General features: G+C 64.8%; 23 protein-coding genes. 6 read left to right on the forward strand and 17 right to left on the reverse strand.

Going from position 1 to position 23,210, the window contains the following annotated elements; translation table 11 throughout:
• Window positions 1–110: 110 nt before the first annotated feature.
• Both B9Y86_RS02635 and B9Y86_RS02640 read right to left on the reverse strand, forming a co-directional pair.
• Entirely contained in the window at window positions 111–614 is a 504-nt protein-coding gene (locus tag B9Y86_RS02635; protein ID WP_085482653.1) for a dihydrofolate reductase, read from the reverse strand.
• Window positions 611–1,417: a thymidylate synthase gene (locus B9Y86_RS02640; protein ID WP_085482655.1), complete on the reverse strand. Its 807-nt coding sequence runs from the start codon at window positions 1,415–1,417 to the stop codon at window positions 611–613. The genes B9Y86_RS02635 and B9Y86_RS02640 overlap by 4 nt, the downstream gene beginning before the upstream one ends.
• Before the next feature lie 55 nt (window positions 1,418–1,472).
• Between B9Y86_RS02640 and B9Y86_RS02645 the strand changes: the two genes are divergently transcribed.
• Together B9Y86_RS02645 and B9Y86_RS02650 are read left to right on the forward strand one after the other, a co-directional pair.
• Complete coding sequence (locus tag B9Y86_RS02645) at window positions 1,473–1,829, forward strand: hypothetical protein (protein WP_085482657.1); 357 nt, start codon at window positions 1,473–1,475, stop codon at window positions 1,827–1,829.
• An 82-nt stretch (window positions 1,830–1,911) separates the two neighbouring features.
• Window positions 1,912–2,217, forward strand: coding sequence for an SHOCT domain-containing protein (locus B9Y86_RS02650; RefSeq protein ID WP_085482659.1), 306 nt, complete (start codon window positions 1,912–1,914; stop codon window positions 2,215–2,217).
• Between the two features lie 8 nt (window positions 2,218–2,225).
• Here the strand turns inward: B9Y86_RS02650 and B9Y86_RS02655 are convergent, their stop codons facing one another.
• Window positions 2,226–2,714, reverse strand: a complete 489-nt coding sequence (locus tag B9Y86_RS02655) for an RES family NAD+ phosphorylase (RefSeq protein WP_085482661.1) — start codon at window positions 2,712–2,714, stop codon at window positions 2,226–2,228.
• Window positions 2,715–2,791: 77 nt separating this feature from the next.
• Between B9Y86_RS02655 and B9Y86_RS02660 the strand changes: the two genes are divergently transcribed.
• A complete protein-coding gene (locus tag B9Y86_RS02660; RefSeq protein WP_085482663.1) occupies window positions 2,792–3,925 on the forward strand; it encodes a DNA alkylation repair protein in 1,134 nt (377 codons plus the stop codon).
• Here B9Y86_RS02660 and B9Y86_RS02665 read toward each other — a convergent pair.
• Together B9Y86_RS02665 and B9Y86_RS02670 are read right to left on the reverse strand one after the other, a co-directional pair.
• The gene (locus B9Y86_RS02665) at window positions 3,871–4,458 is read right to left on the reverse strand and encodes a DUF6328 family protein (protein ID WP_217809154.1); all 588 of its coding nucleotides are present in this window, start codon (window positions 4,456–4,458) and stop codon (window positions 3,871–3,873) included. The two genes, B9Y86_RS02660 and B9Y86_RS02665, sit on opposite strands and share 55 nt — an antisense overlap.
• 52 nt (window positions 4,459–4,510) lie before the next feature.
• A complete protein-coding gene (locus B9Y86_RS02670; protein ID WP_085482665.1) occupies window positions 4,511–5,017 on the reverse strand; it encodes a GNAT family N-acetyltransferase in 507 nt (168 codons plus the stop codon).
• 207 nt (window positions 5,018–5,224) lie between these two features.
• Between B9Y86_RS02670 and B9Y86_RS02675 the strand changes: the two genes are divergently transcribed.
• A complete protein-coding gene (locus B9Y86_RS02675; RefSeq protein ID WP_085483731.1) occupies window positions 5,225–6,616 on the forward strand; it encodes a GAF domain-containing serine/threonine-protein kinase in 1,392 nt (463 codons plus the stop codon).
• On the opposite strand, the gene B9Y86_RS02680 is transcribed toward B9Y86_RS02675, so the two are convergent.
• A complete protein-coding gene (locus B9Y86_RS02680; protein ID WP_085482667.1) occupies window positions 6,613–7,554 on the reverse strand; it encodes an aldo/keto reductase in 942 nt (313 codons plus the stop codon). The genes B9Y86_RS02675 and B9Y86_RS02680 overlap by 4 nt on opposite strands.
• Before the next feature lie 275 nt (window positions 7,555–7,829).
• On the opposite strand from B9Y86_RS02680, the gene B9Y86_RS02685 reads away from it, so the two are divergent.
• Both B9Y86_RS02685 and B9Y86_RS02690 read left to right on the forward strand, forming a co-directional pair.
• On the forward strand, window positions 7,830–8,381 hold the full coding sequence (locus tag B9Y86_RS02685; protein WP_176223230.1) for a TetR/AcrR family transcriptional regulator: 552 nt from the start codon (window positions 7,830–7,832) through the stop codon (window positions 8,379–8,381).
• Between the two features lie 120 nt (window positions 8,382–8,501).
• A complete protein-coding gene (locus B9Y86_RS02690; RefSeq protein ID WP_139824693.1) occupies window positions 8,502–9,128 on the forward strand; it encodes a hypothetical protein in 627 nt (208 codons plus the stop codon).
• Between the two features lie 64 nt (window positions 9,129–9,192).
• Here B9Y86_RS02690 and B9Y86_RS02695 read toward each other — a convergent pair whose 3' ends face one another.
• From B9Y86_RS02695 to B9Y86_RS02745, 11 genes are all read right to left on the reverse strand, one after another.
• Window positions 9,193–11,013: a helicase HerA-like domain-containing protein gene (locus tag B9Y86_RS02695; RefSeq protein ID WP_085482673.1), complete on the reverse strand. Its 1,821-nt coding sequence runs from the start codon at window positions 11,011–11,013 to the stop codon at window positions 9,193–9,195.
• A 32-nt stretch (window positions 11,014–11,045) separates the two neighbouring features.
• On the reverse strand, window positions 11,046–12,140 hold the full coding sequence (gene menC, locus B9Y86_RS02700) for an o-succinylbenzoate synthase (RefSeq protein WP_425319455.1): 1,095 nt from the start codon (window positions 12,138–12,140) through the stop codon (window positions 11,046–11,048).
• 28 nt (window positions 12,141–12,168) lie between these two features.
• The gene (locus tag B9Y86_RS02705) at window positions 12,169–13,455 is read right to left on the reverse strand and encodes a saccharopine dehydrogenase family protein (RefSeq protein ID WP_085482677.1); all 1,287 of its coding nucleotides are present in this window, start codon (window positions 13,453–13,455) and stop codon (window positions 12,169–12,171) included.
• Window positions 13,456–13,464: 9 nt separating this feature from the next.
• Window positions 13,465–14,976, reverse strand: coding sequence for an arabinosylfuranosidase ArfA (arfA, locus tag B9Y86_RS02710; protein ID WP_085482679.1), 1,512 nt, complete (start codon window positions 14,974–14,976; stop codon window positions 13,465–13,467).
• Window positions 14,977–15,022: 46 nt separating this feature from the next.
• Window positions 15,023–15,904, reverse strand: coding sequence for a carbohydrate ABC transporter permease (locus B9Y86_RS02715; protein WP_085482681.1), 882 nt, complete (start codon window positions 15,902–15,904; stop codon window positions 15,023–15,025).
• On the reverse strand, window positions 15,901–16,821 hold the full coding sequence (locus B9Y86_RS02720; protein ID WP_085482683.1) for a carbohydrate ABC transporter permease: 921 nt from the start codon (window positions 16,819–16,821) through the stop codon (window positions 15,901–15,903). Before B9Y86_RS02720 ends, B9Y86_RS02715 begins: the two co-directional genes overlap by 4 nt.
• Before the next feature lie 102 nt (window positions 16,822–16,923).
• The gene (locus B9Y86_RS02725) at window positions 16,924–18,288 is read right to left on the reverse strand and encodes an ABC transporter substrate-binding protein (RefSeq protein ID WP_085483734.1); all 1,365 of its coding nucleotides are present in this window, start codon (window positions 18,286–18,288) and stop codon (window positions 16,924–16,926) included.
• A gap of 316 nt (window positions 18,289–18,604) precedes the next feature.
• Entirely contained in the window at window positions 18,605–19,615 is a 1,011-nt protein-coding gene (locus tag B9Y86_RS02730; RefSeq protein ID WP_085482685.1) for a LacI family DNA-binding transcriptional regulator, read from the reverse strand.
• Window positions 19,616–19,877: 262 nt separating this feature from the next.
• Window positions 19,878–20,600 carry a phosphatase PAP2 family protein gene (locus B9Y86_RS02735; RefSeq protein WP_085482687.1) on the reverse strand — a complete coding sequence of 241 codons (723 nt, stop codon included), beginning with the start codon at window positions 20,598–20,600 and terminating at the stop codon, window positions 19,878–19,880.
• A gap of 52 nt (window positions 20,601–20,652) precedes the next feature.
• Window positions 20,653–21,894 (reverse strand): multidrug effflux MFS transporter, encoded by a 1,242-nt coding sequence (locus B9Y86_RS02740; protein WP_244894600.1) that lies wholly within the window; start codon window positions 21,892–21,894, stop codon window positions 20,653–20,655.
• Window positions 21,895–22,008: 114 nt separating this feature from the next.
• Window positions 22,009–23,130 carry a glycerate kinase gene (locus B9Y86_RS02745; RefSeq protein ID WP_085482691.1) on the reverse strand — a complete coding sequence of 374 codons (1,122 nt, stop codon included), beginning with the start codon at window positions 23,128–23,130 and terminating at the stop codon, window positions 22,009–22,011.
• Between the last annotated feature and the right edge of the window lie 80 nt (window positions 23,131–23,210).

The raw sequence follows: 23,210 nt of genomic DNA on the forward strand, positions 1-23,210 counted from the left end.
GGCAAACTCGCCAGATGCGCCACCTCACCATCACAACTGAACGTGTTAGCTCGGTGAGATGTCGCAGAGCGTGGGTCCAGCGGCGGGCGAGGTGACCAGCGCGGAGGGCGCTAACGGCGGCGGTCGTAGCTCACGAAGCGGTAGCGGATGCCCGTGCGCGACTCGAGCCAGTCCGTCGCCTCGGCAGGGCTCCAAACGGCGGGGTCGACGGCGGGCGCCCGGGTGTCTCCGGCCACCTCGAGGTCGACCTCGGTCACCTCGAGACGGGATGCTCGGGGCAGGGCCTGCGAGTAGATCTCACCGCCGCCGATGACCCAGACGGGAGCCGACGAATCGTCGCGACCCGTCGCATCCAGAATCTCGTCGAGCGAATGCTCGACATCGGCGCCGTCGGCGGTGAAGTCGCGATCGCGGGTCAGCACGACGTTGCGTCGCCCGGGAAGGGGCCGGAAGCGCTCGGGTAGCGACTGCCAGGTGCGCCGTCCCATCACAACCGTGCCGCCCAGCGTGACCTCTTTGAAGTGCGCGAGGTCTTCTGGAAGGTGCCAGGGAATCGTGCCGTCGTCGCCGATGACTCCGCCGCGGGCCTCGGCCCAGATGAGCGCCACGCTCATACGGCGACGGGCGCCTTGATGGCGGGGTGGTGCACGTAGTCGACGACCTCGAAATCGTCGTAACGGTAGTCGAAGATGCTGTCGGGAGTGCGCGTGATGCGGAGTTTGGGCAGCGGGTAGGGCTCGCGGGTGAGCTGCTCGGTGACCTGGTCGACGTGGTTGTCGTAGATGTGGCAGTCGCCGCCGGTCCAGATGAAGTCACCCACCTCGAGGCCCGCCTGCTGCGCCACCATGTGGGTCAACAGCGCGTAGCTCGCGATGTTGAACGGCACGCCGAGAAACAGGTCGGCGCTGCGCTGGTAGAGCTGGCACGAGAGCTTGCCGTCGGCGACGTAGAACTGGAAAAGGGCGTGGCAGGGGGCGAGGGCCATCTCGGGGATCTCTGCGACGTTCCACGCCGACACGATTATGCGCCGCGAGTCGGGGTCGCTCTTCAGCGTCTCGATGACCTGGGCTATCTGGTCGATGTGGCCGCCCGAGGGCGTCGGCCATGAGCGCCACTGAACGCCGTAGACCGGGCCGAGTTCGCCGTCGGCGTCGGCCCACTCGTCCCAGATCGTGACACCGTTCTCACGCAGCCAGCCCACATTGCTCTCACCGCGCAGGAACCAGAGCAGCTCGTAGGCGATCGACTTGAAGTGCACCCGCTTGGTGGTGATGAGCGGAAAGCCCTCACTCAGATCGAAGCGGAGCTGGGCGCCGAAGACGCTGGTCGTTCCCGTGCCGGTACGGTCGGACTTCGCAGCCCCCGTCTCGAGCACGTGGCGCAGCAAATCTTCGTACGGAGTCTGAAGTGTGGGCACCCTGCGAGCTTAATCCAACGGATGCCCTGACGGGACGAACTATCCTTGCCTGACAATGATCACTCGACGTCAAGCCGCCCTCCGCCTCGACATCTCGATGGAGATGGCGCGCAGACACGGCATCGCTGCCAAGATCTCCGAAGCCGAACTCGACGAGCTGAACGACAACCCCCCGCCGTGGCTGGCACAGTCGCGGGCGAATCGCACGGGCAAGAAGGCCGTCTGGGTGCAGCTGCGCTGCGATGTGTGCGGTTTCGAGGAGGCGGTGCGGCCGAAGAAATGGTGGCCCGAGTTCACGTACCTGACGTGCGAACATCACAGCATCGGCGACGTGCCCCTGCCCGCCGCCGGCCTCAAACGCAGCGAACTCGACGGACTCGGCACACGCTTCATCGCGATCATCGACGCCTGAGCTACCTCCGAGCTTCCTCCGCATGACCCCCATTCGGGGCTGACCACGGGCAGGATGAAGGGATCGAGAGAAGGGAAGCACTATGCCTGGAAGCACGACCGCCGACTTCATGCCGATCATCTTCTGGATCATCTGCGGCATCATCGCTGTGGTCTTCGTCTTTGGGATCGTCAGTGTGGTCGCCAACGTCAGGCGTGCGCGCCGGGCCGGGCACAACCCGCTCACCATGCAGACCGACATCGCCACGAAGCTGCTAGACAGCGACGCTCTCAGTTCCCAACCCAGCGTCGAGGCGCGGCTCGAGAAGATCGAACAGCTGCGCGCGGCCGGCACCATCAGCAACAACGAATACGACGCCGCACGCGCCCGGCTGTTGACGCAGCTCTAGCGTTTCGGTCAGACGGCCAACCGGACGATCGGCGCATCGGCCTCGTTCCAACGGAACAGCACCAGATGCCAGAGTCCCAGGCGCTTTCGCGAAGGGTCGATCACACCATTCGCGCCGAGTTCGAGCAACCGATCGCGGACCATCCACGACGCCGGAGTACCTCCGGCCGCGGCGATGTCCTGCCAGGGCGCCAGCGCGTCAGCAAGGTCGATGCCGAGCGCCTCGAGCGCATTCGAGTCGCGCAGATCGACGACGCCAGCCGCCTCGACATCGAGCTCGACAATCTCACGCGCCTTCGACCGAGCTTCTTTATGGGCGATCATCGCCGCCTCGACGCCGTCGATCGAGGAGCTCAGATACAGCGTCGGCTCGTGCTCCCTCGAGTAGCGCCCCGCAGAACGCGATCCTGCAATCGCGAACTCGCGAAAGCTCGGATCGATCGCACGATAGAACGTGCCGCTGATCGTCGGAACGAAGATCGAGTCTGTATCGGCCACGATGCCAGTTTCTCACCCCAGCATTCCAGCACAGTGGCTCGCCCTCATCTGTCCTCCGAGCCGAGTAGCGTGACGCCATGGGCGTGATGAACGAGTTGATCGATAGAAGTACGGTTCTGAGCTTGGTTGGGCTTCTTCGCGAGGCAGATGGCACGCGCGCCTGGGGCTCCGTAGAAGAGTCGGCTGAGCACGTCGACGGCCTGCAGCTGCGGGCGCGGAGCGACCTCGTGGCTGAGGCGATAGTGGCCGACGAGTCGGATTACAGCCTGCTCACCACGACCGTAAGGCGGGCGCTGCGATCGCCGACGTTTGCCGGCTGGATGATCTGGCCCGTGTCGGAAGCGATCACGACAGCCGCACTGCGCGGCTGGTCGAGTGACGCGCACGAGGAACCCGTGCACTTCGACGACGGGCTCGAGTTACTGGCGGAGCTGACCCCGCGCCTCTCCGCGGAGTTCGCGATCCGGCGATTTCTGGCGGCAGATCTCGATCGCGCACTGGCGAAGATTCTGCCCTGGACCGGCAGCGGAGACGAGCACGTGCGGCGACTCGCCTCCGAGGGCACCCGGCCGTTCCTGCCGTGGGCCGTCCGCGTCGCCGCGCTCACCTCGTCACCCGAGAAGACCGTGCCGATCCTCGATGCGTTGCGGACAGATCCGAGTGAGTACGTGCGACGGTCGGTCGCCAATCATCTGAACGATCTGAGCCGGCACAACCCAGGGCTGGTCGTGCAGACGGCAGCGCGCTGGCTCGAGAGACCCGACACGAACACAGCGTGGGTGGTCCGTCATGGACTCCGAACGCTGGTGAAGAGAGCCGACCCCGGCGCCCTCGCGCTGATGGGGTTCTCCGACGCCACGGTGCGGGTCTCGCCTATCACGGTCGCCGACGAGACGATCGTTCTGCCGGGGTCACTCGACTTCTCGTTCACTGTCGCCAACGAGGGCGATACTGCCGCGAGACTGGCGATCGATTACGTCGTGTCGTACGTCAAAAGCTCCGGCGCACTGGCGGAGAAGGTGTTCAAGCTCAGCACGCGAGACGTACACCCCGGCGAGACGCTCGGCCTACGCAAGAGGCACGCCATCCATCAGATGACCACCCGCGTGCACTACCCGGGCACCCACCTGATCGAGCTGCAGATCAACGGACGGCGCTACTCGAGTCGCCCCTTCGAGGTCGAGATCCCGTCGGCGGTCTCCCCTGGTTGAGCGCTCCTCGGCCGAGTGTCGCTGAGGCTCGAGGAGACGCGTGCGCGAAGACGGCGAGGAACCACCACCCAGAGCAGAATGACGACGAGCAGCACGCCGACACCGGCCACGATTCCGCCCGCGCGACCGAAAACGAAATCGAAGATGAGCATCGCCGTTCCCGCCAAAGTGACAGCGACACCCGCCATGGTCAGCTGAAGAAAGCGGTCTGTGGCCCCCACGATCGTGGCCTTCGCGTGCCGCCTGAACAGGATGCGATGCACGCTCACCGGGGCGAGCCCCATAACGGTCGTGAGTATCGTGACCGTGACCAGCGAGGCGTAAACGATCTTCTGATAGTCGTCGAGGTCGCTGAACCTGCTCTGAAAGACGGCGGCCAGAAGAAAACCCGTGAGAATCTGCGTTCCGGTCTGGATGACACGCAGCTCCTGGAGGATCTCGTCCCAGTTGCGGTCGAGTCGCTCAGTGATCGTCTCGCGGCGACCGTCGTTCGGGTCGGCGTCCAGATCATCGAGGCCTGTCTTCGTGTCCACGATCGCTCCTCACACTGCGTGTGCCGTCAGGGTATCGAAAGTGCTCGTCGGGTCAGTGCAGAATGAGCTCGAAACACAGGGACTGCGGCATGTGTTCGGCATATGGCGCATAGACCGGAATCGGCGTGAATCCCAGGCTGGAATAGAGGCCCACGGCTTCAGGCTGCCGATCACCCGCCTGCAGGATGAGGCGCCGGGCACCTCCCTGTCGAGCGATGCCGATGATCTCGTTCATCAGGGCGCGACCGAGACCTCGCCCACGTCGCCTGCCGTCGACGATAACCCTCTTGACCTCCCACTCCGCACCCGAATCGGTCTGCAGCATCCGAAGCCCGGCGTGCGCGACGGGCACGCCGTCGTCGACGAGCAGTACTGTGTCGACGACCGTCGACTCGTCGACCGCGAGCGCACGGTGGATCGCCTCCGACAGCTCGGCGTCGGCCGGGCTCGACAGGCCATACCGCACCTCCATCTCCGCATCCATGACGTCGCGCAAGGCGATCGCGCGCGGGTCGGACCATGCAACGTGCTGAATATCGAGTTCGGGCTTTTCGGGCATCAGACAATCCTCGCAAACAATTTGGCCTTTTGTGCTTGTGCGGCACGCAACATGGGATGCACGATGAGCGTACAAAGCGGTTGCGCTCGTTACAGCACGGGTGTATACCGCTCGTCAACCCCTGATTTCAATGGTGAGGTTCCATCGGATCCGCCCCTACGATCACATAGAGGGGTGAACGGCATCCACGGGGGATGGGGCTGCACGATGAGCGAGACGGCGTCACAACATCCGTACTCCGTGCTGCACGACCGATATCGCATCGATTCGTTCGTGGGCAAGGGCGGCATGGCCTCGGTCTATCGCGCCCATGACCAACTGCTCGGCCGAGACGTGGCCGTGAAACTCTTCGAGCCTGCCCCGGCGAATACCGAGGAACTCGCTCGCCAGCACCACGAGTTGGCCGTGCTGGCCAGCCTCAACCACCCGAGCCTCGTCACCCTGCACGACGCGGGGATCGACCGAACGGACCCCGCAAGCCCTCGCCGTTTTCTCGTGATGGAGCTCGTCAAGGGCAAGAACCTCAAAGAGGCTCTCGCTGAAGGGCCGCTAGTCAGACGTCAGGTCGCCCAGCTCGCCTACGATCTGGCAGAAGGACTCGAGTACGCACACCACCACGGGGTCGTGCATCGCGACGTCAAGCCCGCGAACATTCTGCTGGCCGAGTACACAGAGCACGGCGTTCGCACCCGGGCCAAGCTCGCCGACTTCGGTATCGCACAGTCGCGCAACGGGCTGCCCGCCAGCGAAGGCTCGGCCACCGGAACGGCCGCGTATCTGAGCCCTGAGCAAGCGCGAGGCGAAGCTCTCGGGCCGGCGAGCGACGTGTATTCACTCGGACTCGTCCTTCTCGAATGCCTGAGCGGGGTGCCCTCCTTCAGCGGGCCGAAGCTTCAGGCGGCGATGGCGCGCCTCATCGACGACCCTGAGGTCCCCGACGATCTGCCGGTGGATTGGCGCATCCTGCTCACGGGAATGACATCGCGCTCCATCTCTGACAGGCCCGCTCTGGGTGAGATCATTCTGTTCTTCCGGCGTGCTTTCCTCGCCGACTCCGGCCGACACAGTGCCCCCGATGCGGGCATGCTGCCGAGCGACGAAGCGACAAGGCTCGCGGCCGTCCGGCGCTACGACGTGCTCGACACCCCGCCCGATGGGGCATTCGACCGCATCACAGCCCTGGCCGCCCGACTGTTCGACGTGCCCGTCGCCATCGTCAGCATCGTCGACTTCGACCGCATCTGGTTCAAGTCGCACCATGGGCTCGAGGTCTCCGAGATCGGTCGCGACGCCGGCCTGTGCGCCTCCGCCATCCTCGGTGGCGAACCATGGGTTGTAGACGACGCCACATTCGATCCGAGGGCGATGGCGAATCCACTCGTGGCCGGGGAGTTCGGGCTGAGGTATTACGCGGGCGTTCCGCTGACCACCCGTGACGGCCACAATCTCGGCACGCTCTGCGTGCTCGACTTCGAGCCTCGCGAGACGACCACGGCCGACCTGCAGACACTGGGCGATCTTGCAGCCATGGTCATGAGCGAACTCGAATTGCGCCTCGAGCTACGCCGGGTCTCCGGCGCAGCATCGATCAAGGCCTAGAAGCCGGCCGACGCGTCGTCGAGAAGTGCGATCTCCTGGCCCGTGAGTTCGAGACGCGCACCCTCGAGCAGATCAGGCAGCTGAGCGCGCGTTCGCGCGCTGGCAATCGGCGCGACGACGGTCGGGCGAGCCAGCAACCAGGCCAGCGCGACGCTGGCGATCGCGACGCCCCGCGCATCCGCAATCGTCGCCAGGGCCGATACGACGCCGAGACCCTCGTCGGTCAAGTAGCCCTTTGCGCCCGCACCCCGACTGCTCTGATCGAGATCTGCGGCAGTGCGGTACTTGCCTGTGAGAAAGCCGGCGGCCAGCCCGAAGTAAGGAAGAACGCCCAATTGTGCGCGCTCGGCGACGGGCGCGAGGTGTTCTTCAAAGTCTGACCGGTGCACGAGGTTGTAATGCGGCTGAAGCGCCACCGGCGCCGCGAAGCCGTTGCGCCTGGCGATGCCGACCCACTCCGATACGCGCTCGGCCGAGAAGTTGGAGATACCGACATGGCGGATCTTGCCAGCCTTGATCAGTGCGTCGAACGCGGCGACCGTTTCTTCGAGCGGCGTGTTCTCGTCGTCGAAGTGCGCGTAGTAGAGGTCGATGTAGTCGGTTGACAGGCGGGCGAGGCTCGCGTCGGCTGCGGCTGCGACGTTGGCGGCTGAGAGCCCACGGAACTCGGGGTGCTGGCTCACCTTCGTCGAGATGACGACGTTCGATCGATTACCCCGGTCCGTCATCCAACGGCCGATGATCGACTCCGACTCACCACCCGTGTTGCCGGGCACCCATGCCGAGTAGCCGTCTGCCGTGTCGATGAGGTCACCACCGTCGGCCACGAACGCGTCGAGCACATCACGCGACGACGCCTCATCACTGGTCCACCCGAAGGTGTTGCCGCCCAGGGCGAGCGGAAAGACAGCGAGATCGGATGAGCCGATGACGGCCATGATGACTCCTTCACTTTTAGAGACGTACTGTTTTGTATAAAACGCATCCCCGATGCGGCCGCTCCACCTCGGCATCACGCTCATTTGCGCCTCTGACCGGCGATCTGAAGTTCTCGGGGTGATTCAGGAGGTGAAATATGTGCAGTTCGAGATGCTTGCTCTTCCGCTCGGGCACATCCGACGGTATTGGTGAAATCTTGGAAAACACCTACAGGGCGTCGCGACTCCAGTCAAGCGCATGCTGCAAAGGATACGTACCGCCTATCATTGCTTCCGTGACCGATCCTCGAATCAAAAGAACCCGCCTGCACGTCCTCGAGACGACGCGCCGCATGCTCTCCGAGCGCAACGGTGAGACCATCACGCTGAGCAGTCTCGCGAAAGAGGCTGAGGTTTCCCGCCGCACACTGTACGTGCACTGGGGCACGATCGAGCAGGTCATCAGCGAGGCCGTCAGCCTCGCGCCGGGCTCCGACGGATTCGACCCGGAGGGCCTGTCGACCCGCGAACGCGTCGTGCACTTCCTCAACAGCGTGCGCGACGGCATTCACGAGCCCATCACCAAGGTCGCTCTGACATCGCTGATTCACCACGCAACACAGGAGGACAAGGCCGTGGCGTCTATGGACGACATGAGCGGCAAGCGCCTGGAGCAGTTGCGCGAACTGGTGGGACCGGTATCGATCGAGCAGTTCGTCGAGCTCGTCGGCCCGGTGTATTTCAGCGAACTCGTGCTGCACAAGCCAGCCTCCGACGAGCTCATCGAGCGCCTCGCCGATGTGGCCGTCGAGCTGCTCGGATCGAGCGAAACGGTCGCCGCCGGCTAGGAGCCCGTTCTGCTCGGCATGTCCTCATTAATGCGGCTGTCGAGCGCATCAGGTCGCGACCTACGATTATCGAAGCAGGCGTGCCAACTTGTGGCGCTGCATCGAAGGATCGAGGTCGCGGTGATACAGAATCCCCCGTCGCGCACCGACCGCATCCTTCGCCCTATAGCCCAATTGCACGGGCAAACCCGTCTTGTCACGGCGGCGCTGCTCATCCCGGTCTTCGCGGCCGTGTTCTGGTTCTCGATCCCGCGGGGAACGTGGCCGCGGGTCTTCGTCGCCCTGCTCGTCGTGACCGCCATCTACGCGACAGCATCGTTCCTTCTCTCGCGCGTCTCGATTCGCCTCGCGCACGATTGCGTCTCCGAACGCGGTTTCTTCACGAGCAACCGGGTCGCGAGCAAACGCATCGAGAGCGTGCTCATCATCACCGCCTATCGAGGTCAATCGCTCGATACCGTTCGACAGCTCTTTCTCCTCGATACGAACGGCGAAGCGCTCCTGCGGATGCGCGGGCAGTTCTGGTCTTCCGACAGCATCGAGGCCATGGCCTCGGCATTCGACGTTCCCGTGAAGCGAATCGAGGAGCCGTTGACACGGGCCGAGTTGCGCCGCGACTACTCGCCGATCCTCTACTGGTTCGAGCGCTGGCCGTGGCTCGGGGTAGCGGTCGCGGCGGGCGCGATGGCGGCGTTGTCTCTTCTGCTCATCCTTCTCATGTCGCCCGAGAACCTCGTGGTGCGCTAGACCGCATCGCCCCATTCTGGCCAGCTCCCCTTCCGAAAGAGTGGGGGTCAGACGCGTCGGCCGGTCAGCGTCGACGAGCGTTGCCGAAGATTCCGCGCATCACCTCGGAGAGAATCGTCTTCGCGACAGGTGAAGCGAGCACCTGCTCGATCGGCGTCTTCGATGCGCTCCGAGACGACGAGCTGCGCGTCGTGCGGCGAGGCTGGGTTTGCCGGGCCATTCGATCGTATTCAGCGTCGATCTTCTTCTGAGCGGCCGATCGCTCCTTCTCGCCCTTCGCCGCCTCACGTGAGGCAATCTCTTCTGCCTCCGCCCGGGCGGCGGTTGCCGCAGCCGCCTCGAGCCGACGCGCCAACATCTCCTTCGCCGAGTCCGGATCGACCGCGACTCCGTAGCGGCTCAACAGCGGTGACGCCTGCACAGTAGCCTGCATCTCGGTCGCCGGTGTCGGATCCATCGATCCCTGAGGGGCGCGCATCCGCGTCCACGCGACCGGTGTCGGAGCACCCTTCTCGTTCATCACCGTGACGATCGCCTCGCCGATGGCCAGACTCTGCACTACCTCGCCCAGGTCGTACTCGCTCACCGGATAGGTCTGCACGGTCTGCCGAAGAGCCTTGGCGTCGTCTGGGGTGTGCGCTCGAAGCTGGTGCTGCACTCTCGAACCGAGCTGGGCGAGCACATCGCCAGGAACGTCCTTCGGGGTCTGAGTGACGAAGAAGATGCCCACGCCCTTCGATCGGATCAGGCGCACCGTCTGCGTGATGGCGGCGAGGAAATCCTTCGACGCGTCGGCGAAGAGCAGATGGGCCTCGTCGAAGAAGAACACGAGCTTCGGCTTGTCGATGTCTCCGACTTCGGGGAGGTCGTTCATGAGGTCGGCCAACAGCCACATGAGGAAGGTGGAGAACAAGGCGGGCTTGTCCTGCACGCCGGGAACCTCGAGCAGACTGACGATGCCCCGACCGTCGGACGCGAGCCGCAGGAAGTCGGCCGTGTCGATCTCGGGTTCGCCGAAGAACACATCGGCGCCCTGGTCGGCGAACGTGATGAGCTCTCGCAGGATCACGCCGACGGTGGCCGGTGCGAGGCCGCCGAGTTCTTTCAGCTCGCCCTTGCCCTCGTCGCTCTGCAGATAACTCAGAACCGAGCGCAGGTCGGAGAGGTCGATGAGTGGGAGACCCTGCGAGTCGGCGTAGTGGAACACGAGCCCGAGGCTCGACTCCTGCGTCTCATTGAGACCGAGAACCTTCGACAGCAGCAGGGGGCCGAAGCTGGTGATCGTGGCTCGGATCGGCACTCCGGTGCCGAGGCCGCCCAGCGTGAAGTACTCGGTGGGAAACGCGGTCGGTCTCCAATCCTGCCCGATCCCCCGGGTGCGCTCCATGAGTTTGTCGCTCGGCGCGCCAGCGGTGGCGATGCCCGACAGGTCACCCTTGATGTCTGCTGCGAACACGGGCACGCCCGCCGCGGAGAGCTGCTCGGCAAGGCCCTGCAGTGTCTTCGTCTTGCCCGTCCCTGTGGCCCCGGCGACGAGTCCGTGCCGCGCGATCATGCCGAGGGGAATACGCACCTGCACATCGGCAAGCGCCTCGCCGTTGACGAGCGCCCCCATCTGCACAGCCTCTCCTTCGAAGTCGTAGCCCGCGCGAACGGCCTCGACCGCTGCGTCGCTGAGGGGCCCGGATGCGACGGGCCGGGTGGGCGCCGAAGGCCCGGAAGGCGCCGGGTCGGCGTCCGCAGCCGCCGCGGCTTCCGCCCGCTGCGTCGCCTCGTCGAGAGCGGCCTGAGCCGCATCCGCAGCAGCCTGCGCCGCGGCGGCCGCAGCCCTCGCCTGCGCGAGTGCGGCAGCAGCATCCTGAAGAGAACCGTCGGCGTTCGTCATGACCAAACTCTACTCACGGACGGCGTGCTCGCTCAGTGCAGCAGCAGCGGACGGCGGGTCGCCCAGGATGCGACGAGTTCCGGGCGCACCGCCACTCCCGTGCCCGGCCCCGTCGGAACCCGGAGGCGACCGTCGACGAGCTCGAAGGGTTCTGTGAGGTCTTCTGCGTAGTACCGACGCGATGCCGAGGTGTCTCCCGGAAGGGTGAATCCGGGCAGCGCCGCGAGGGCGACGTTGGCGGCCCTGCCCAATCCCGTCTCGAGCATGCCGCCGACCCACGCGGCGACGTCGCGCTCTGCACACACGTCGTGAATGCGCACCGACTCGAGGTATCCCCCGACCCGCCCCGGCTTGACGTTGATGATCGATGTCGCATCACGCTCGATCGCATCGCGCGCGATGTCCGCCGACGTGATGGACTCGTCGAGGCAGACCGGAGTATCGATGGCGGCCGCGAGAATGGCATGGCCCGCGATGTCGTCTTCGACGAAGGGCTGCTCGATGAGCACCAGACCGAATTGATCGAGCTCGCGCAGATGATCGATGTCTTCTCGCGTATAGGCCGTATTCGCATCGACCTGCAGCAGGGCGGCATCACCGAGCAGCGCGCGCACCGCGCCCACGGGCTCCAGATCCCAGCCGGGCCTGATCTTCAACTTGATGCGCCGGTACCCCTCCGACACATAACCCGAGACCTCGTCGAGCAGCTCGTCTATCGATGGTGCGATGCCCACCGAGACCCCGCAGTCGACCTCGTCGCGCACGGCACCGAGGTAACTCCCGAATGAGATTCCGGATGCGCGCAGCTGGGCATCCAGAACCGCCGCCTCGACGGCGGCCTTCGCCATGCGGTTGCCCACCACGAAGCCCAGCCGCGCATCCAGTGTCTCGGCCGACACGTCGGGCCCGGCCAGGATGGCGGGCACCAGGTAGTTCTCGATCACGTACTCGCAACCAGAGACGTACTCGCTCGAATACACGGGGTCGGCTCCGGCCACGCATTCGCCCCAGCCCTCGACTCCGTCGGAGGTGACGAGGTGCACGAGAAGCACGTCGCGTTCGGTCTGGATTCCGAAGCTCGTCTCGAAAGGCCTGACGAGGGGCATGGCGAGGCGATGCAGGGTCACGCGCTCGATCTTCATGCGCGCGGCCCGCTCACGATACGAGAGGAACGAGTCGGTCTTCGAGACCCCACGCCTGCCCGTAACCCCCGTCGGACTCGGGAGCCTGCATCAGCTCGAGGTAGACGCGGGCGTCGAAGGCCTCCGGGCCGAGGACGCCGACCCCAGACCATGCACCCGTGCTGAGCAGCTCGAGTGCGATCACGGGGTTCAACGCCGTCTGCCACACCACGCACTGCGCCTCGTACTCGCGCATCGTCCACTCGTTGTCTGCCACGTGATAGAGGTAGACCTCGCGGGGACGCCCATCGACGCCGGTGCCGGTGACCCACAGCCCGGCGCAGGTCTTGCCGGTCATGCGTGGGCCGAGGGTCGCCGGGTCGGGAAGTCCGGCGGCAACCACATCGCGGGGCGCCACCTCGACGGGCCTTTCGGCCGAGCGCACCCGCACGGGAACAGTGGAGTCGAGACCGAGCTGGTGCAGGGTCTTCAGAATGCCGATGAACTCGTTGCCCAGCCCGTACTTGAAGGTGACGCGCTTGGCATCGACCCAGCGGGGCATGAGCAGAACCTCTTCGTGCTCGACGTTCACACACTCGACGTCGCCGATACCCTCGGGAAAGGTGAAGATCTCGGGCTCGGAGAACGGCGGTGTGGTGAACCAGCCGCGCTCCTTCTCCCAGATGACGGGAGGGTTCAGGCATTCCTCGATCGTGGTCCAGATCGAGAAGGAGGGCGCGAAGATCTCGTTGCCGGCCTCGTCACGCACCACGAGGTTGGCGCCGTCGCGTGTGCCGAGCTCGTCGATCTCACTGAACAGGTGATCGGCGGCATAGCGCGCGAACACGTCGCTGAGCCCTGGCTCCACACCGATTCCCACGAGTGCGAGCCGGCCCGCTGTCTCCCAGTCGGCCGCCTGGGCGAATTGATCGTCGCCGAGTTTGACGCCCGTCTCGGAGTGCGGGTCGGTGGGGTGCGGCTCCGAGAGACTCATGGCCATGTCGAGGTAGTCGGCGCCGGCCGCGAGCGCACCCGCGAAGATCGTGGGCACGAACTTGGGCTCGACGGCGTTCATCACGTGGGTTGCGCCGTGCCTCGTGGCGACGTCGGCGACGTTGTCGGGGTCGGATGCGTCGATCGCGTCGACCGCGAATCGGCCGGCGACCTCGCTGCCGTGCTTCGACGCGATCCAGTCGACGGTGCGCTGAGCGCGCGCGACGTCGTAGTCGGTGACGACGATCTGTTCGAAGAACGACCGCCGCGCTGCGATCTTGGCAATAGCGTCACCGACGCCGCCGGCACCGACCAGGAGAATCCTCATGGGTGAACGCTACCCCAGGCTCACCGCGCTCCACGAGACTGCGGGCAGGGTGATCGTGATGACACCGTCGGCGATCACAGCGGACGTGTTGGGGGTGAGCCCGACGCGGTTCTGATCAGCAAGGGTGTTCGCGGCGTAGACGTCGTCATCGGCGAGGGTTGACGCCTCGAGCAGCCGCAGGTCTCCCAGCGCGGCCATGTCGATCGTGACCGTGGCCTCGTCGGTCTCGCTGCGATTCACGAGGAAGACGGCTGCTGTTCCGGCTTCGGCGTCGACCGTTGCGACAGCGTCGACGGTGGCGACCGTGCCGTACTCCTTCGTCTCGTGTGTGTCGCTCTCGAGCCGCACCTCGAGAACCGTGCCCTGCGCGAGGCGCGAGGTGGTGGCGAAAGGGAAGAATGTGGTCTGGCGCCATGAGTCTCCTCCCGGCTCGGTCATGATCGGAGCGATCACGTTGACGAGTTGCGCCAGCGATGCCGACTGAACGCGATCGGCGTGCTTCAGCAGCGAGATGAGGAGGCTGCCGAACACGACCGCGTCGGCGACGGAGTACACGTCTTCGAGCAGTCGCGGGGCGACGGGCCACTCCTCGACGTCGGTGATCCTGTCGACCGACTGGTATCGATCGATGTACCAGACGTTCCACTCGTCGAACGAGATGTTGATCTGCTTGTCCGAGCGCAGTTCTGCCTTGACGCTGTCGGCGGTCGCCACCACCGCCTCGATGAAGTGGTCCATGTTGACGCCCGAGGCGAGGAAGCTGGTGAGATCTCCGCCCTTCTCTTCGTAGTAGGCGTGGCAGGAGATGTAGTCCACGTCGTCGTAGCTGTGCTGAAGCACCGTCCGCTCCCACGAGCCGAAGGTGGGCATCTGAGCACCCGACGATCCGCAGACCACGAGTTCGACTCGATCGTCGAGCTGGCGCAGAGCCTTCGCCGTCTGGCTCGCGATCTTGCCGTAGTCCTCAGCGTTGCGATGACCGAGCTGCCACGGGCCATCCATCTCGTTGCCGAGGCACCACATGGTGACGCCGAAGGGCTCGACCTGGCCGTTGGCGATGCGCTGGTCGCTCAGCGTCGAACCAGAGCGGATGTTCGTGTACTCGACGAGGTCGAGTGCCTCCTCGACGCCGCGGGTACCCAGGTTGATAGCGAGCATCAGCTCGCTGTCGACCTTCTTCAGCCACGACGAGAACTCGTGCAATCCGATCTCATTGGTTTCGGTCGAGTGCCAGGCGAGGTCGAGCCGGCGCGGACGGTCTTCTCGCGGACCGACGCTGTCCTCCCATTTGAATCCCGAGACGAAGTTCCCGCCGGGATAGCGGATGGTGGTGGTGCCGAGTTCTTTGACCAGATCGATGACGTCGCCGCGGAAGCCCTCGTCGTCGGCCGTCGCGTGGCCGGGCTCGTAGATGCCGTCGTAGACGCAGCGTCCGAGATGTTCGACGAACGAGCCGAAGATGCGGCGGTTGATCGTGCCGACGGCGAAGTGCGGGTCGAGGGTGAGGCGTGCGGTGACCATGGTGTCTCCCGAGGTAAGAGGGGTGAAAGGTGGATAGGACGTGCGATTACTTGAGGGCGCCGAGCGAGAGACCGCCCTGCCAGTACTTCTGCAACGACAGGAACGCGATGACCAGCGGGATGATCGAGATGAGCGACCCGACGACGATGAGCGTGTAGAGCGAGGTTCCGCCGCCATTGTTGGATGCCGCGAGCGCCTGCCACCCGCCCAGGCCGACGGTCACGGGGTACAGATTCTGGTCGCTGAGTACGGCAAGCGGAAGAAAGTAGTTGTTCCATGTTCCGACCACCGAGAGCAGCAGCACGGTGACGACCGCCGGACGCATCAGTGGAAGCGCGACTGTCAAGAAGGTGCGCAGCTCTCCTGAACCATCGACGCGAGCAGCGTCGAGCAGTTCGTCGGGAACGGCGTCTGCCGCGTAGACCCTCATCAGGTACACCCCGAACGGGCTGAGCAGCGACGGCAGAATGACCGCCCAGATCGTGTTCGTGAGGTGCAGCTGAGACATCAGCATGAACGTCGGGATGACCAGAGCGGTGAGCGGCACCATTACAGAGCCGAGCAGGATGGCGAACGAGAAGTCTCGCCCCTTGAACGGGAACTTGGCGAAGCCGTAGCCGGCGAGAACCGCCAAGATCGTCGCGCCCACACCGCCCAGCAGGGAGTAGAGAGCCGAATTGCCCAGCCAGCGGAAGTAGATGCCGCCCTTGTAGGTGATCAGCTCCTGGATGTTGGCCAGCAGGTTGAAGTTCTTATCGAACCACAGGGCGCCGCCCGTGCCGGTGAAGAGTCCTTGCGGGTCTTTGGTGCTGGCCACGAACAGCCACCACAGCGGAAGCAGGAAGTAGATGATCAGGGCCACGAGAAACACGTGCGCCGTGATGTTCGGCCTCTTCTTCGCCGTGGAAACTCTGGTGATGGTCGTCATGACAGCCCTCCCCGGCGCTTACGGCTGGCGAATAAGAAGATGTACACCGCGATGAAGACCACGATGCCGAGTGAGAACGAGATGGTCGATGCGTAGTTGAACTGCGAGAACCGGAAGGCGAGATCGAACGCGTAGATGTTGGGAGTGAAGCTCGACGTGATCGAGCCGTTCGAGATCGGCCTCAGCACCTGCGGCTCTGTGAAGAATTGCAGTGTGCCGATGAGGGCGAAGACCAGGATGAGCGCCATGGCGCTCGAGATCATGGGCACCTTGATGCGGAACGCGATCTGGCGGGGTCCGGCGCCGTCGATCCGCGCGGCCTCGTAGATGCTGGGGTCGATGCCCCGCAGCGCCGCATAGATGATGATCATGTAGTAGCCGGCCCACTGCCAGACGACGATGTTGAGCAGCCCGCCGAAGATGTTTCCCGAACTCAGGATCTCGGGTGCGCTCTGATTGACCACCTTGAAGAGATCGGTGAGCGGCCCGAACGTCGGGCTGTAGAGGAATCCCCACATGAGGGTGCCGACCACAGCCGGGATGGCGTAGGGCACGAAGATGGCGAGTCTGGCGAAGCGTGAGAGTCGCGTGGTGAGGGCGTCGAGGACGAGCGCCGCAGCGAGCGAGACGGCCATCTGAATGGGAATGAGGATGACCGCGAATCGGATCACGAACCAGATGCCGGAGAGGAACTCGGGATCGGTGAATGCCTTGACGTAGTTGCCGGCCCCGGAGAAGATCGTGCCGGTGGCGAGACCCTTGGAGAAGAGGCTGAGGTAGAACGCGTAGACGAGGGGCGCTACGAGGAAGACGAGGAAGATCACTCCGAACGGAGCGATGAAGAGCCAGCCTATCCAGGGGCGACGCAGATTGCGGCGCCGGGACGGTGCTCTCAGCACGGCGGCGGGGTTGGTCATGTCAGTCCTTCGATCGACTGGGGGTGAGGTCTCGGGTGTGGTGCCCTACGACAGGCTCGGGGAACGGTGGTTTCCCGAGCCTGTCGAAGGGGTGGAGCAGCACTACTTGACGGTGAAGCCCTGGGCCTTGGCGTAGTCGGTCATGGTCTTCTGCAGATCATCGAGCGACTCCGATCCGGACTTCGAGCCATCGATGATCGAGACCATCGACTTCGTCAGCTCCGAGTAGTAGTACGTGGTGAACGGACTGTAGGTGTAGCCCTCGTACGCGTTCTCCGCCGGAATGTAGACGTCCTTATTGGCTGTCTGGCCGTTGAAGAATTTGACGGGGGTGTCGGCGAACGCGTCGGAGGCGAGCATCTTCTGGTTGAGCGGGAAGATCGTCTGGGTGTCGACGCCGTCCTGCAGCTCCTCGTCGGATGCGTACAGCTCCTTGGCGACGGTCGCCGCCAGATCCTTGTCCTTGGCCTGCGTGGTGACAGCGAACGTGGATCCGCCCCAGTTCACGGAGACGGGGTTTGCCGGGTCCCACTGCGGGAGCGGGGCAGCCTTCCACTCGGCGCCGTCGCCCTCGGTCGAGGCTCCAGCTCCGGTCAGGTATCCGGGAGCCCACGCTGCCGAGACATACGTGGCGTACGAGCCGTTGGCCAGACCGCCGATGTAGTCGGTGTTGAACTGGTCCTTCGTGTCGACGAGGCCCTTCTTGACGAGATCCTGCCAGTAGTCGGCGACCTTCTTGCTGCCGTCGTCGTTGAGATCGATGCCGATCTTCTGGGGATCGGCCGACTCGTAGTCCCAGGCCTTCTGGCCGTTCTGCGTCATCAGAGCCGTGAACCAGGCGGGCACGTTGCTGCCGAAGTCGCCCATGAACGGGCCGCCCGCGTCTTTGAGCTGTTGCGCCGCCGCGGCGTATTCGTCCCACGTCGTCGGCACAGTGATGCCGTACTTCGTGAAGATGTCGGCACGATAGATCATGGCCATGGGGCCGCCGTCGACCGGAATCGCGTAGACGGAGTCGCCGCTCGAGACGTCTTTCCACGCGCCGGCGCTGAAGTTCGCCTTCACGTCGTCGGCACCGTGCTCGCTCAGGTCGACTAGGGCATCCTGCAGGATGAAGCCGGGAACGACCTCGGCCTCGAGCATGACGACGTCGGGGGCACCCGTGCCAGCGGCGATCGCCGTGGAGAACTTGGCGTATTCGTCGGCGCCCTGACCGGCGTTCGACCAGCAGACCTGCACGTCGTCGTGCGATTTGTTGAACATGTCCACGACCGTGTTGATGTTCGGGTACCACGCCCAGACGGACACCTGAGGGGCGTCTTTGTTGACGATCGTGTTGCTGCACGAGCCTGCGTCACCGCCAGCGGAGTCAGTACTGCCTCCTGCACTGACATCGGGCGAGCAGCCGGCGAGAGTGGCCAGGAGAGCGCCAGCGCTCACCACGGCCAGAAGCGATTTGGTCTTCACTGTGAATGGTTCCCTTCGAAAGAAGAACCGCGACGATGCTGTCGCGGATTCGGTGGGGTGCGAGAGCAGCCGAACCGCGGACGAAGCGATGAATGTGACCATCAGCGAATCGCCCTTGATTCGGGGTGCTCGACGTGAGGCGAGAAGCCTCACATCGAATTCTTGTTTTGTACAACGTTGTAAAGTAAACGTTGTAAAAGTGATTCTGCACCGCGCTCCGATGGGTGTCAAGTAGAGATTCCCATCGGTCGCTCAATCGATACCGAACGCGTCACCCCGACGTTCCGGTGCCGCACACTGCTCGCTCAGCCGGCGCTCAGATGGCACTCGACTCGCGTTGCACAATGTGGAATTCCGTTGCGAGATCGCGCGCGGGAGCGTGCGAGTCAGGGTGCTCGATGCGCTCGAGGAGCAGGTCGACCGCGGTCTCGGCAATCTGGTCCTTCGAGGGATCGATCGTGGACAGCGACGGGATCGAGTAGCGGGTCTCATCGATATCGTCGAAGCCGATCACGGCGACATCGTCGGGAATCCGGAGACCGGCCTCCTGCATCACACGCATCGCGCCCAACGCCATCGAGTCGTTGAAGGCCACGAGACCGTCGAACGGCACGCCCTTGGTGAGGAAGGCGCGCATCGCCTCGGCCCCGTCTTTCCTGTGCCAGCTGATGACCGGAATGACGAGAGACGCGTCGTACTCCACCCCTCGCTCGGCGAGAGCCTGCTGGTAGCCGTCGAGTCTGAGGCCGGCCGAACCCACCACCTCGCCGGGGTGCGCTCCGAGGGCGGCGACGCGCCGCCGCCCCAGAGACAGCAGATGGTCGGTCGCTGCCCGGGCCCCCTCGGTGTTCTGCATGGTCACGTGATCCTTCGGACCGTTGAATATGCGGTCGCCGAGAAGCACCATCGGCATGGCGTTATCGAGGTGATGTGCGTCTTCCTCCCCCAGCGCGAGCACGCTGTAGAGGATTCCGTCGACGAGCTGCATGCGAGGGCCCCGCAGAATCTCTAGCTCTTCCTTCTTTCCTCCCGGCATCTGCTCGATGATCACCGAAAGGCCCTTTGCCCTCGCAGCCCTCATCACCGCATCGGCCAGCTCGGCGAAATAGGCGTTGCGCAGGTCGGGGATGAGCAGACTGATCACGCCGGAGCGGCCCGAGCGCAGGCTGCGCGCCGAGAGATTCGGCTGATAACCGAGCTCGTCGATCGCGGCTTCGACCTTTTTTCTGGTGGCCGGCCTGATGTGTGGATAGTCGTTGATGACGTTCGAGACGGTCTTGATCGACACGCCCGCCAATCGGGCGACATCATGCAGGGTTATGGCCACGGGTTGAGACTACAACGTTGCAGAAATGCGCACTATCGACTGCGGGCGAGCACGAAGCACGCGCTGAGGTGGCGCATATGGCGGCATCCGCGGGCGGGGAAGCCGCCGCTTGTGACATCTCAGGGGTGCGAGCGTGCCGTAGATCGGTAGATTCTGTGCTGAGGTGGCACGGATGGCTGCTCCGCGGTGGGCGCAGGTCGCCATTTGAGACATCTCAGGGTGCGCTGGTCTCGAGACGTCGGCCGCTGAACGACCTGCTCAATCAGCGAAGAGGAGAATTTTTCCCCACCGCTTCAGATGCGAATCGGTGCCGACGCTCGTTCTCCCGGTACAACCGGTTGGCGATCGGAGCCCACACGATGACCGCGACGCCGACGCCGAGGAGAAGCCCGCCGACGGTATCGCTCAGCCAGTGGGCGCCGAGGTAGGTTCGGCTCAGCAGCATCAGAATCACGTAGACGACACCGGCGACCCAGACCCAGGTGCGACGCAGGATGACGGCGAGCACCACCGCCATCGTCGTGGCGTTCGCGACGTGGCCCGACGGAAACGACCCGAAGTCCGCGTGCACCAGAATCTCCTCGGGCCTGGCCCTGCCGAAGAGGCCCTTCAAGAGCTGAACGAGCCCCGCTGACATAATCGTCGCGACCGTGAAATAGAGGGCGGCCCAGAGCCGACGAAACAGGCAGAGCGCCGCGATGATGGCGAGCGGAACGATGAAGACCCCGATGACTCCTCCCCCGAGGTAGTTCATCGCCAGAGAGGGAACCTCCCACACCGGCGAGCGATGCTCGAGAATCTCATCCATCCACTCGGTGTCGAAACCGAGCGGATTGCCGGCGCCGCGCACCATTACGAGCGCACCAATCAACACGGCCACCACAAGAACGGCGAACGCGCTGACGAGGGGCCAGAACCGCTGCACCCTGCGGGTCTTCTGATCGACGCTCTGCTGCGTCTTGTCTCCTGGCAGCTCTGTCGTCATTCCCCGACCGTACCGGCTCAGTCGAAAAAGCGAGGAGGGCTTGCGATCGGTGTCAGTGCCCGAGCGCGGGCACCGTCGACGGGCGCACGATCAACCACAGCGACGCCACGGCCACGGCCGCTGTGACGGCCATGACCGCTCCCATCGGCACAGCGCTGGTGATGCCGAGGAACCCGACGACCGGAGAGATGAGGCCTGCGAGTCCGAAGTTCACTGCGCCGAGGAGCGCCGCCGCGGTGCCCGCCTCACGGCCGTGCCGATCGAGTGCGAGCACCTGAACGCACGGGAACCCGAAGCCGCACGAGGCGATGAAGAACCAGAGCGGAACAAGGATTCCGATCAGGCCCACTCCAGCCGAATCGAGCACCACGATGGCGATGGCGCAGAGGAGCATCATCGTGGTCGTTCCCGCCAGAATCCACTGCGGAGCGACGTATTTCGTGAGCCGAGCCGATATCTGCGTGCCCGCCGCGATACCGATCGAGTTGATGGCGAAGAGAAGCCCGTACTGCTGGGGGTCGAGCTTGTACACGAGCTGAAAGAGGAACGACGAGGCCGACAGATAGGTGAAGAGGCCGGCAAAAGTCATGCCACCGATCAGGGCCACGCCGATGAAGATGCGATCGGTCAGAACCGATCTGTAGCGCTGGCGCAGCGTCGAGTGCCCGCCGTCGCGCGGGCGTTCCTTGGGCAGCGTCTCGACGATCCAGAGCCAGACCGCGACAACCACGAGCACCCCGTAGATGGCGAGAGCCCAGAAGATTCCTCGCCAGTCGGTGAAGCGCAGCATCTGCGATCCGATGAGCGGGGCGAGCAAGGGCGCGAGGGTCGTGATGAGCGCCAGGCGAGACAGCATGCGAACCAGTGGACGGCCGCCGAACAGATCACGCACCATGGCCATGGCGACCACTCCACCCGCCGCGGCGCCTGCACCCTGCAGTACGCGGAAGACGCCCAGTGTCACGATCTCCGGCGACACTGCAGCGCCGACACAGGCCGCGATGTGCAGCAGCGTCGCGATGATCAGAGGAAGTCGACGCCCGATCCTGTCGCTCCACGGGCCGACGACCAACTGGCCGAGGGCGAACCCGATCGTCGTGCCGGTGAGCGTCAGCTGGATCGCTCCCGCCGACACCCCCAGATCTTCTTCGAGGATGGGAAATGCCGGCAGGTAGAGGTCGATCGTGAGCGGCCCCAACGCGGTGAGCCCGCCGAGCAGCAGAACGTAGACGAGGCGCTGGCGGCGCGACAACTTATCGCCTGGGTGGGCGACGGTGATGGAGTCGGTGGTCACAGAATTCCTTGCGCACATCGGTGCAGTAGACGAATGGCAACAACCTTACCGAATCGATTCGACCCCTGATTCGGATTCGTCACGCATCCGCGCGAGATCGACTCATCGGCGTCGTCAGAAACGCTCGGCCAGGGCGGCGCCGGCGACCTCGAGCCACCGCTCCGCATCGACCTGCGCGGCCTCCGCGGAGCCTGCGAGCACAGAGAGCGAGAGAGCATCTGCGAACTGCACGGTGGGCGCCGAGATACGGCCCGCGACGAGATCGACCCTTGTCGCGCCGACGCTCGCCGCGGCCAGCACAGCTGACACGGCTTTGCCCGCCGCCGATTGGGAGTCGAAGCTCCCCTCGCCTGTGACAACGACGTCGCACGATGCGATCGCCGCAGGAAGTTCGCAGATCTCGGCCACGCCGGTCGATCCGGGCACGAGCCTCGCACCCCACACGAGCAGGCCGAAGCCCACTCCGCCGGCGGCGCCGGCACCCGGATGCGTCGGGTCGGCATCCGGGTGCGCCACGGGTCCCGCGCGCGAGACCGATCGAGCCAGGGTCGCAAGACCTCGCTCGAGCGCGTGCACCGCCTCGGCGGTCGCCGCCCCCTTCTGTGGGCCGTAGACCGCCGCTGCGCCATCCGCCCCGAGCAGTGGGTTCGTCACATCGCACAGCACGTCGACGCCGCCTGGCGGCAGCGGCCGCACCGCGTGAAACTCGGTGGTCGAGAGGTGATGCAGGCCGCGGTTCCCGGCCCGCACGGGCCGACCCGAGGCATCCAGGAACCGGGCACCGAGCTCTTCGAGAACACCCGCGCCGCCGTCGGTCGACGAGCTGCCTCCGATGGCGAGCACGACGCGGCGCACGCCGAAATCGAGTGCGGAGACGATCGCTTGACCGAATCCACGGGAATGCGCGTCGTCAGGCCGAAGCTCGTTTAGCAGCGTTATGCCGCTGGTGCTCGCCAACTCGATCACTCCCGTGCCATCGGCGAGCAGAAGCCAGCTCGCATCGACGGGCCGGTCGTCAGGCCCGGTCACCCTGACCGGCATTCGCGTCGAACCGGGCACCGCGCTCTCGAACGCGTCGAGCGTTCCTTCGCCGCCATCGGCCATCGGCTTCAGCACCAGCGTGTCGAGTGGGCGAACGGAGGCCCAGCCGCGGGCCATCGCAGACGCGGCCTGCCTCGCGCTCGCCGAACCTTTGAAGGAGTCCGGCGCGAACACGATCGTCGACGGTGCGGTCATAACGGCCACGTTAGTCCGTGAGTTGTGCATCCTCACGAGGTTCGCGTCGCTATACGACACGGACGCCCTCAGGCTGAACG

Source organism: Agreia pratensis, assembly GCF_900177685.1.
In the GTDB taxonomy this organism is placed as follows: domain Bacteria; phylum Actinomycetota; class Actinomycetes; order Actinomycetales; family Microbacteriaceae; genus Agreia; species Agreia pratensis.

Coding starts and splice junctions, on each gene's coding strand:
- B9Y86_RS02645 (WP_085482657.1), top strand. CDS start 1,473: ATGATCACTCGACGTCAAGCCGCCCTCCGCCTCGACATCTCGATGGAG.
- B9Y86_RS02680 (WP_085482667.1), bottom strand. CDS start 7,554: ATGGCCGTCATCGGCTCATCCGATCTCGCTGTCTTTCCGCTCGCCCTG.
- B9Y86_RS02735 (WP_085482687.1), bottom strand. CDS start 20,600: ATGACGACAGAGCTGCCAGGAGACAAGACGCAGCAGAGCGTCGATCAG.
- B9Y86_RS02670 (WP_085482665.1), bottom strand. CDS start 5,017: ATGCCCGAAAAGCCCGAACTCGATATTCAGCACGTTGCATGGTCCGAC.
- B9Y86_RS02745 (WP_085482691.1), bottom strand. CDS start 23,130: ATGACCGCACCGTCGACGATCGTGTTCGCGCCGGACTCCTTCAAAGGT.
- B9Y86_RS02660 (WP_085482663.1), top strand. CDS start 2,792: ATGGGCGTGATGAACGAGTTGATCGATAGAAGTACGGTTCTGAGCTTG.
- B9Y86_RS02705 (WP_085482677.1), bottom strand. CDS start 13,455: ATGAGGATTCTCCTGGTCGGTGCCGGCGGCGTCGGTGACGCTATTGCC.
- B9Y86_RS02675 (WP_085483731.1), top strand. CDS start 5,225: ATGAGCGAGACGGCGTCACAACATCCGTACTCCGTGCTGCACGACCGA.
- B9Y86_RS02695 (WP_085482673.1), bottom strand. CDS start 11,013: ATGACGAACGCCGACGGTTCTCTTCAGGATGCTGCTGCCGCACTCGCG.
- B9Y86_RS02635 (WP_085482653.1), bottom strand. CDS start 614: ATGAGCGTGGCGCTCATCTGGGCCGAGGCCCGCGGCGGAGTCATCGGC.
- arfA (WP_085482679.1), bottom strand. CDS start 14,976: ATGGTCACCGCACGCCTCACCCTCGACCCGCACTTCGCCGTCGGCACG.
- B9Y86_RS02720 (WP_085482683.1), bottom strand. CDS start 16,821: ATGACCAACCCCGCCGCCGTGCTGAGAGCACCGTCCCGGCGCCGCAAT.
- B9Y86_RS02715 (WP_085482681.1), bottom strand. CDS start 15,904: ATGACGACCATCACCAGAGTTTCCACGGCGAAGAAGAGGCCGAACATC.
- B9Y86_RS02650 (WP_085482659.1), top strand. CDS start 1,912: ATGCCTGGAAGCACGACCGCCGACTTCATGCCGATCATCTTCTGGATC.